Raw genomic sequence first — 9,022 nt, 5'->3', positions numbered from 1 at the left:
ATGTTTATAATAGACAGGAAGAAGTTCGGGTAGCTATGATGAGGGGAGGGGGGAAATGGATGATGTGCGCTACGCGCTGGACTTCCTCAGTCATCGCTATCCGGGCATCCCGGTTATTCTGGCTGGTTTCTCGTTTGGCGCCTATGTAGGCCTGCGGGTGGGGGCCGTTGATGGCAGAGTGCGGGCGCTGATCGGTCTGGGCGTCCCCGCGCGCAGCTTCAACGGAGACACATTACAGGGCTGTACTAAGCCCAAGCTGATCATCCACGGGAGTCGGGACGAGATTGCTCCCTATCCGCTGACGGCTCGTTGGTTTGAGCAGTTACCGGCTCCCAAAACGATGATTGCGGTCGAGGGAGCTGATCACTTCTTCCAGGGGCGGCTGGACGAAGTGCAGACGATTATTGCCAGCTTCGTTCAGACTTTGTGAGGGCTGAACGCCGAGACTCGCGCTCGTCTGCTGACCCTGCCCGAGCTAGTCCAGTTCGCACGCAGGTACTGTCAGGTTGATTCAGCGCCTGTCGCTTGCTCGTTTCTCCTATGTGCTAGAGCGGCAGGCAGTCGCACCGGCCCAGTGTGGCAGCCGTTCACTCGCCTGGCTGTCGCGACGGGCGAGCATCTAGTATCCTGGGTATCCTGGCCTCTTTCCCCCCTCTCTACTCTGCCTTCGTCCGCGCGGCGTGCTCGCTCCTTTACTATGCTGTTACGAGCCTCAATTAGCTCTCTTGCGGAGCAGAGCGGAGCGAAGAAGCCGAGTAGACGCTGCTCACTTGGCCGGTTGCACTTGTCCGTCTGCTAGCCTGCTTGCCGAGCTGCCCTCTCTTCTCCCGGCTGCCTCCTTGCTCAGAGGGGTACACTAGCAGACAGAAAGAGACGAGCGATAGCTCGTTGCCAACTGATCTGGACAGACAGGGAGAGATAGAGCAGACGGGCAGACTCTTCACACTGCAGGAAGAAGGAGGCGGACAGGTATGGCGCTCTTGCGCGACAGGGCTAAGAAGAGACCCGAAGGCGACCGATACCTCCTTGCCGGCAATCTGTTGACTCGCGAGACAGGCCGGCGCTGGCGCTGGTATCATGGGCTGCTCTTCTATCTGCTTGTGCAGGGATTGACTTTCGCTCTCAGTGGCCTGGTGAATCGCTGGCAGGGGCGGAGCATCCGCAGTCCGGGCCAGCTTCTTGGAGACGTGAGCTACTTTGAAGGGCTGAGACAGTCAATTTTTGCTCCGCCGGCCTGGGTCTTCGGCCCTGTCTGGACCCTGAACAACTTGTCGGCCATCTGGGGATTGCTGCGCGTCCTCAATAAGCCCTCCACCTCTAAGGGGCGGAAGGCCTACCTGGCCTTACAGGCGGCCTCGTGGCTCGATTATATCATCTTCAGTGCCGCTTATTTTGGCCTGCGCTCGCCCTTGAACGCGCTCGCTCTGACTCTGCTTATGCTCGGATTAACGATCGCCAGTGGCCTGGTGGCGCTGTTGCGTTTACGGGACACCCTGGTGGCGCTCTCGCTGGCGACGCTCTTGCTCTGGCTGCTGCTGGCCTCTACAGCGGCTCTTTTTCAAGCCCTGTGGAACCGCGATGCCCTCTATGAAGTTGGGCCATTCGTGGAGCCGGCGCCTGGCTTGCTCAAGCGGCGTCCGGCTAAATAAGGTGGTGGAGGTGATGGGAGAATAAGAGCGGATCGGAGCGCTGAGCCGCGAGGACGGTGCCTCCGCCCAACAAGAAGGCCGGCTGAGTCAGTCACTGTGGCCCTGCTGGGATTGCCCTGCCACAGCGGCTGACAGCCGGCTTTGCTGACTTCACCAGCGAGTGCCTGATCCTCCCTGGAGGAGCTTCTGCCTTGCGCTCAGGGGGGGGTCAGGCTAGTGCTGAGCGATGTAGACATTAGCCCACAGCTCAGGCGGGAAGAGGCCCTGAGCATTGAACTTCATACCGATCACATAGGGCTTGAGCAAGCGCATACCAATGCGCTGGTCAAGCGAGAGCCAGGCCACATCGTTGACCAATTGCTGCTCAGCCTGGTTGTAGGCCTGGTAGCGGGCTGGGCCATTGTCCATAGCATCAGCCGCCTCCAGATTCTTCTGGACCTGCTTCTGCTGAGCGGCGTCACTCGAATGGTTCTGGCCGTAGTTGACCTGGTTATTGGGGGAACCGGCATCGAACTGCAGGGTCAGCCAGTCCTGCGGATCGGGATAATCTGCAATCCAGGCGATCGACCAGAAGCCGATACCCTTGGGGTTCCCCGGCGCTGCGTTCAGATCCTCCAGCAGCTTGTTAAAGTCCGTGGCCACAGGTTTCACTGTGATCCCGAGCACATTGTGCCACTGGTCAGCGAGCGTTGTGATCTCGTTCGTCACATCCTGCGAGCCGCTGGGATAGTAGAGCTGCAGCGCGGGCAACTGGCCTGGGTTCGAGAGGCCCATCTCCTTGAGAGCCATCTGCAGCAGTTCGTTAGCTTTTGCCTTGTCGCCCGCGGTTGAGGCGACGCCCGCCGGGCCGGTCAGGTTAGGATTATAACCGGGCATACCCTGCGGCACGATATGATAGGTCGGCTTACGGGTGTTCTTCCAGATCGCCGACATAATCTGATCGCGGTTGATAGCCAGCGAGAGCGCCTGACGGAAGTGGATGTTATCGAAGGGCTTGACCAGGTAGTTCATGCCCAGATAATCGATCGAGAGCTGGGGCGTCTCGCTGTACTCCCCGGTCCTGGCCCGCGCCTGCTGGATGTTGGTGATAGGAATCGGCGTGATATCGATCTTACCAGTCTGGTAGACCTGGTAAGCCGTCTTCACGTCCTGGTAGAAGGGCATGATGATCTGCTGCAGTTGCGGCTTGGGCCCATAGTAGTAGGGGTTGGGCACAAAGACGATCTGCTTGTTGTGCTGATAGGACTGCACCTTGAAAGGACCGGTGCCGCCACCCTCATCAAGGTGATCGGTCCAGCTCTGGTGATACTTCTCAACGATTTTCTTCTCCACCACATAGGAGGTGGGGTAGGCCAGAGCATCCAGGAAGTAGGCCGCCTTCTTGCTGAGGGTGATGCTGATCGTGTACTTATCAGGCGTCTTCAAGCTGTCGCCGATGATCGAGGGCTTCTTACCGGCGCTGAGCAGGTCGGCATCCTTGATCAAGTTCAAATAGCTGCCGGCAACCGGCGACTTAGTAGCTGGCTGCAGAGCGCGGTCGATGCTGTAGGCCACATCCTCTGAGGTCACAGATGTGCCGTCGCTGAACTTAACGTCATTTCTCAGATGGAAGGTATAGGTAAGACCATCTGGCGAGATGTCCCACGACGAGGCAATCTCCGGCTGCACGTTGAGATTCTCGTCCAGCGACACCAACCCGGTGAAGACCAGGTTAATGGCGGTCGACGAGGGAAGGTCGGTCACCAGCGCTGGATCGAAGGTCTCGATATCCTGAACGCCGGTGTTGGCAAAAATGAACTTCTGCTGACTAGCAGGCGCCTTGGCCTTGGTTGTGGTCCCGCTCTGCCCACCGCCACCACAGGCGGCGACAAAGAGGGCCAGTATTCCCAGAAGCAGCAAGTGGAAAACGCCTGTTGTTACCTTCTGCTTCCTCATGTGATTGATACTCCTTCCCGCACCATTCAAATATGTCATTCCCACGGTTCGCTGTCAGATGGCTGAAGGAGAAGCGCCCTCGGTGGACATTGGATCAGTGACACTGACTGGTGACGCACATTCGGGGTAACAATGAGCAATGACGAGAATCCTGGCACCAGCAGCGCCCTTCCCAGAGCGCGATTCTCTTCTCATTGACCCCTTAGTTACTACGTCACCGGAGCGGAAAACCTCACAGCGTTTTATTGCTCTGGCTTTGTTTTCCCAGGCAAGAAAGTGCCAGAACAAGTGATCGCTCAGCAGCTCTCTCCGGCACTGTCTACGACTTCAGTGCTGCAAGCGTGGTACAATGATCACAAGATGCTGATCGGCTTAAGCGCGGAGCGGTCTCTGATGAGCTTCATGGATCACTATACTCGGCCTGATTTTGCTTCTGTTGCTCTCATTGTACTTGAGATGCAAAGAGATTTTCTGGAAGGTCAACCCGCCGGGATGATCGGCACCTCTGCTATTCTGCCGCGCATTGTCCGCTTATTGCAGGCCTTTCGCGCTGCGGAGCGGCCCATTGTCCATGTCGTGCGCCTCTATTTGGCCGATGGCTCAAACGTCGACCTGTGCTATCGAGGCGCAGTGGAGCAGGGAGCTTACTGGGTTCTGGCCGGTTCCCCCGGGAGTGAAATCGTGCCGGAGTTGCTCCCTGACCGCTTCTCGCGCCTGGAAACAGAGCGCCTGCTGAGCGGTCACATTCAGTATCTCTGGCCAGGTGAGGTCATTATCTACAAGCCCCGCTGGGGGGCCTTCTACGGTACGCCGTTGGAGAATTATCTACGTCGCGCCCGGGTATCAACGCTGGCGATCTGCGGCTGCAACTTCCCCCATTGTCTTCGCTCGACCCTCTACGAAGCCAGTGAGCGCGATTTCCGCCTGGTCTTAGTGGAAGATGCGGTCTCCGGCCTGTACGAACAAGGGAAACAGGAGCTGCGCGCCATCGGCGTTTCGCTTATGGACAGTGCTGAGGTCGTGGCTCACCTGGAGCGTGGTCGCGCCAGCTCCGACAGGGCTGCTGTGAAGGGTCAGGGAGCCAGCGAGGACGGCTCTGGCGCGAGCGCTGAGGCTGAGGGATAAAAGTGGAGGCATCATTGCTGCCAGCCAGCCTCAAGCGAGGATTGGCCACAACAGGCCTCCTAGCGGCCTCGGCTATACTCCCGACTAGGGGGCGTGAGCCGTAGGAGGCTGACCATCGCTGGGAGTCGCTAGCAGTTCCAGGGCGCGCTGTTGACTGAGAATACCGTAGCGCAGCTTGAGAAGGAGGATGCGCTCCACAGCAGCGTTGATCTGACTTTCCTGTAGCTCCCCCTTGAGCACAGCCTGCTTTAGGGCAGCTAGCACACTGCGTGTCTCGCTCAACCCGCGCGGCCCGAGTAGCAGGTCCTCGCCGGCCTTGACAGCCAGCACCGCGGCCTGAGCAAGGCTATAAGTGTTGCTGATCCCGCCCATCCAGAGTGTATCACTGATGGTCACCCCTTCAAAGTGAAGGCGGTTGCGCAGCAGATCGGTGACCACGGCTGGTGAGAGCGAGGTGGGCAGCCGCGGATCAAGCTGAGGGTTGAGGATATGCGTCGTCATGACCATTGGGACGACCCCTTCGCTGATCAGGGTCCGGTAGGGTATGAGATCGCTGCTGGCTAGCTGGCTGAGGCTACGGTTATCGGTGGGGAGCGAGCGATGAGGGTCGACGCTGGCTGCGCCAAGGCCCGGGAAGTGCTTAAGGCAGCCAACGATGCCGCCAGCGGTTAACCCTTTGAGATAGGCGCGCCCCATGTTGGTGACGAGCATTGGATCGGAGCCAAAGGTCCGCTGGGGAAGGCCGGGATTGTTGGGATTGGAGAGGACATCGACGATAGGCATAAAATTGACATTGAGGCCGAGGGCCTTGAGGGTCCGAGCAGCCGCCAGGCCTTGATCGTAGGCGTATTGCATACTGCCGGTGGCGCCGATAGCGGCCTCAGAGGGGCGCTCGCCGGTGATGCGCCGTAGCTCGTTGACATAGCCTCCCTCGAAATCGGTACTGATGAAGAGCGGAATATGGGCGTGGGCCTGCAGGGTGGCATTGAGAGTAGTAAGCTGGGGTGCGCTCTGGGCATTGCCATTCTTGTCTTCAATCAGGACACCTGAGACCTGGCTCTGCTCAATCATCTGTTGCAGGTCAGCGTTATAGCCGGCGCCGTAGAATTCGACAATGATCATCTGACCAAGCTTTTGGTCGAGGGTCAGATTGCGGACGATGCCGTGGGCTAGCTCGTCAAGCGTCGGGGTAGCGGTGATTGGGATGGCAGTGGGTGAAAGCCTGCCAGGCTTGGTCTGGACGGAGGTCGTTGCGGTCGGAGGAGGCTGCCCCGGACCAGCCGGGCCGCCAGGAGTGAGACAGGCGCTGCTGCTCAAGAGCAGGAAAAGCAGCGCAAGCAAGCCATAGCCTCGGGTCATCCTCATGTGACTCAGCCTTCTCGGGCGAGCGCGGGCGCCGGCTCCCCATCAATGTACTCCTTGCAAAGGGCAAACGAGCCAGCACGGGAGGAGCGCACTGGCTGGTACTTTTTTCCTGCTTACTGACTGAAGCAGGTTTCTGATAAGAAAGATCCCCTGCCACTGGTGGCTCACCTTGTCTCTCTTTGCAGGGGGAGAGGCCGCTCTGGAAGCTGGAAGCAGGAACCGCGAGAGAAACGAGGAGCAGAGCGAGCAGAAACGCCTTACCACAGAGCCTGCTGCCCCCATTGAGGGCGTTCCTGCTCGCTGAGCTGCTATTGTCTAGCTACCTGGGACCTCTCGAATCCTCTCGGGCCTGGCCTGTTGCAGCCCCAGCTCTTTGATAGCCTGCTCACGCAACAAGAATTTCTGCACCTTCCCACTGGCTGTCATCGGAAAGTTGTGAGTGAAGAGGAAATAACGGGGCACCTTCTGATGACTGATCTGGCCCTGGCAAAAAGCACGTAGCTCCTCGGCGCTGACCTGGGCGCCTTCGCGCGGACGAATCACCGCAGCGATCTCCTCGCCGAAAAAGGGGTCCGGTACGCCAATCACCTGAGCCTCAGCGACGCCTGGATGCTGCAATAAGAAATCTTCGATCTCCGCCGGATAGATATTCTCCCCGCCGCGAATAATCATCTCTTTCAGACGGCCCACAATGCGCACATAGCCCTGTTCATCCATCGTCGCCAGATCTCCAGTATGGAGCCAGCCCTCGGCGTCAATGGTCTCTGCTGTCTTCTCCGGCATCTTATAGTAGCCCTTCATCACCAGGTAGCCACGACAACAAAGCTCCCCAGGTGTGCCGCAGGGTACCACCGCACCACTGGCAGGGTCCACGATTTTAACGTCCGTATAAGGCAATGGCACCCCGACAGTGCTAGCCTTCAGCTCAAAGCTATCGCGCGGAAGCGTCTGCGTAATCACAGGAGAAGACTCTGTTAGTCCGTAGACAATCGTGATGTCGGCGCCAATGCGCTCTTTGACCTGCTGCATCAGTGTCAGGGGCACTGGTGCCCCACCGCAGGTCACAACACGCAGCGTAGAAAGATCGTAGCGCCCAAAGTCAGGATGCTGCAACAAGGCCAGCAGCATCGTCGGCACAGCCCCCAGCAGCGTACAGCGCTCACTGCTCACGATCTGTAGCGTCTTGAGAGGGTCGAAAGCCAGCATAGGCACAAGAGTAGTGCCCATGTAGAGGCAACCCAGAACGGCGAGCACGCAGCCGGCAGTATGGAAGAAAGGCATAGGATTACACACGCGGTCATGGGGCAGGCCAGCGGAGCGACGCACAAAGAGCATGGCATTATTGAGGACATTGCGATGAGTCAGCATGGCCCCTTTGGGAAAGCCAGTCGTCCCCGAAGTGTACTGGATCTGCACTACATCATCGGGGGAAAGACTGCGCTGACGCTCGCGCAGGGCCTCGAGAGGAACTGCACCGCCCGCCGCAATCAGCTCGCGAAACAAGGCTGGCCTCCAGGTGCGCTGCTGAGCTAGAGCGTCGGGCACTGGCCCCAGCAAGCAAACATAACGCAGGCAAGGCAAAACCTCGCTGCGCACCGCTCCTGGCGGACCAGCGGGCGTTGTCAGCCGCTGCACCGTCTCCAGGCAGTCGTGATCGCGCACCCGCGCCATAAAGAAGAGGGCCGCAACATCGCCCTGACGGAGCACATACTCCACCTCACGCGCGCGCAGGACAGGATTCACGGTCACGAGCACCAGGCCAGCCTTGGCTGCCGCCATCTCTAGCAGCAGCCACTCGGGCAAGTTCACCGCCCAGACTGCAATATGCTCGCCTTTCTGGAGGCCGAGCGCCAGCAGACCGCGCGCCACCGCCTCAGCACGCTCGCGCAAATCGCGATAGGTCCAACGCAGGTCGAGGGCACCGCCATACTCGGGATAGCCGCTATAGACAACGGCCTCACTTGAAGGTAACTCCTCGGCGCGGTGATCCAGGAGGTCACCAACAGTCATGTTCAGGAGGGGGATTTCGGCAGGCTCGCCCTGCCAGTAGGAGAGACCAGCGGTGGTCAGGCCCATAGCGTCTGCTCCTCGGGGATACTAGCAGGAACGGGAAGGAGCAGGGCGGGGAGGAGGCTCCTTCCCTATCTGCTTGCCTCTCACCTCGCGCCGATCCCTTCCCTGTTCCCGCAATCAACTCAAGATCTCCTTATGCCTCTTTGCATTTTTGAAGTACAGCCAGATGACTCACTAAGCCGAACGAAGAACGCCAGTGTTCGTACTGGTAGGTAGGGTACCTGCTGGAGCAGAGGCTGTCAAGACCTGCACTTGAATTATGCAGATGCTTGATCAGGGGCCATGAGCGGGTTAATGGCCTCTGGCGGGCGTGGTACCACAGCAAGCGTACAGCGTGAGATACAAACCAGCTTCTCCTGCTCGTCCAGGATGCGGATCTCCCACACGTGGGTGGTGCGCCCGCGGTGTATGGGGGTGGCGACGGCCGTCAGTCGACCTTCGCGCTTGGGACGCAGATGGTTGGCGTTGATTTCCAGGCCAAGAGCCATCTGCTCCTCCAAGTTGATGTTCAGGGCTGTTCCGATGGAGGCCGCCGTCTCGGCTAGCAAGACTGAGATGCCACCGTGCAGATAGCCAGCCTGCTGCTTGTGACGTGGCCCAATCGGCATACTCAACACTACGCGCTCCTTGTCGGCGCTGACAAGTGAGATATCCAGGGCTTCCCACAGAGTGCCAGCCCGTGTGCCATTGAGGCGCTCAACGATTTCCTGGCTCGACAATTCCATCTATCGCGTTTCCCCTGTTTGTCCGTTGTTTTTACAGCTCTAATGCGGGTACAATACCCTTACAAGGACGGTGAGCAGACACCGCCGAGGAGAGGAGACCGCGGCGCGCCGACCAACCCGAACCGGCCCGGCTTAGCGGCGGACCCAACC

At 59.0% G+C, this 9,022-nt stretch carries 7 protein-coding genes; 3 read left to right on the top strand and 4 right to left on the bottom strand.

Features of this window, described 5'->3' with window-relative positions; all coding sequences use genetic code 11:
• The first annotated feature begins 55 nt into the window (after window positions 1–55).
• On the top strand, window positions 56–430 hold the full coding sequence (locus IRZ24_RS12415; RefSeq protein ID WP_297164699.1) for an alpha/beta family hydrolase: 375 nt from the start codon (window positions 56–58) through the stop codon (window positions 428–430).
• A gap of 541 nt (window positions 431–971) precedes the next feature.
• Complete coding sequence (locus tag IRZ24_RS12410) at window positions 972–1,649, top strand: TspO/MBR family protein (protein WP_297164695.1); 678 nt, start codon at window positions 972–974, stop codon at window positions 1,647–1,649.
• A gap of 213 nt (window positions 1,650–1,862) precedes the next feature.
• Here the strand turns inward: IRZ24_RS12410 and IRZ24_RS12405 are convergent, their stop codons facing one another.
• Entirely contained in the window at window positions 1,863–3,584 is a 1,722-nt protein-coding gene (locus IRZ24_RS12405; RefSeq protein ID WP_297164692.1) for a peptide ABC transporter substrate-binding protein, read from the bottom strand.
• A gap of 393 nt (window positions 3,585–3,977) precedes the next feature.
• Between IRZ24_RS12405 and IRZ24_RS12400 the strand changes: the two genes are divergently transcribed.
• Complete coding sequence (locus tag IRZ24_RS12400) at window positions 3,978–4,709, top strand: cysteine hydrolase (RefSeq protein WP_297164689.1); 732 nt, start codon at window positions 3,978–3,980, stop codon at window positions 4,707–4,709.
• Window positions 4,710–4,793: 84 nt separating this feature from the next.
• Here IRZ24_RS12400 and IRZ24_RS12395 read toward each other — a convergent pair whose 3' ends face one another.
• The 3 genes from IRZ24_RS12395 to IRZ24_RS12385 form a co-directional block, all read right to left on the bottom strand.
• A complete protein-coding gene (locus IRZ24_RS12395) occupies window positions 4,794–6,074 on the bottom strand; it encodes a glycoside hydrolase family 3 N-terminal domain-containing protein (RefSeq protein ID WP_297164686.1) in 1,281 nt (426 codons plus the stop codon).
• A gap of 315 nt (window positions 6,075–6,389) precedes the next feature.
• Window positions 6,390–8,150, bottom strand: a complete 1,761-nt coding sequence (locus IRZ24_RS12390) for an AMP-binding protein (RefSeq protein WP_297164684.1) — start codon at window positions 8,148–8,150, stop codon at window positions 6,390–6,392.
• A gap of 254 nt (window positions 8,151–8,404) precedes the next feature.
• Window positions 8,405–8,872, bottom strand: coding sequence for a hotdog fold thioesterase (locus IRZ24_RS12385; protein WP_297164681.1), 468 nt, complete (start codon window positions 8,870–8,872; stop codon window positions 8,405–8,407).
• Window positions 8,873–9,022 lie beyond the last annotated feature (150 nt).

Source organism: Thermogemmatispora sp. (assembly GCF_019683755.1).
GTDB lineage: Bacteria > Chloroflexota > Ktedonobacteria > Ktedonobacterales > Ktedonobacteraceae > Thermogemmatispora.
The sequence above is the reverse complement of the archived record's forward strand: the minus strand, read 5'-3'. Positions and strand labels throughout refer to the sequence as shown.

Bases quoted from the DNA above. Each gene is read 5' to 3' on its own strand.
- IRZ24_RS12390 (WP_297164684.1), bottom strand. From the start codon at position 8,150: ATGGGCCTGACCACCGCTGGTCTCTCCTACTGGCAGGGCGAGCCTGCC.
- IRZ24_RS12400 (WP_297164689.1), top strand. From the start codon at position 3,978: ATGAGCTTCATGGATCACTATACTCGGCCTGATTTTGCTTCTGTTGCT.
- IRZ24_RS12415 (WP_297164699.1), top strand. From the start codon at position 56: ATGGATGATGTGCGCTACGCGCTGGACTTCCTCAGTCATCGCTATCCG.
- IRZ24_RS12410 (WP_297164695.1), top strand. From the start codon at position 972: ATGGCGCTCTTGCGCGACAGGGCTAAGAAGAGACCCGAAGGCGACCGA.
- IRZ24_RS12385 (WP_297164681.1), bottom strand. From the start codon at position 8,872: ATGGAATTGTCGAGCCAGGAAATCGTTGAGCGCCTCAATGGCACACGG.
- IRZ24_RS12405 (WP_297164692.1), bottom strand. From the start codon at position 3,584: ATGAGGAAGCAGAAGGTAACAACAGGCGTTTTCCACTTGCTGCTTCTG.
- IRZ24_RS12395 (WP_297164686.1), bottom strand. From the start codon at position 6,074: ATGAGGATGACCCGAGGCTATGGCTTGCTTGCGCTGCTTTTCCTGCTC.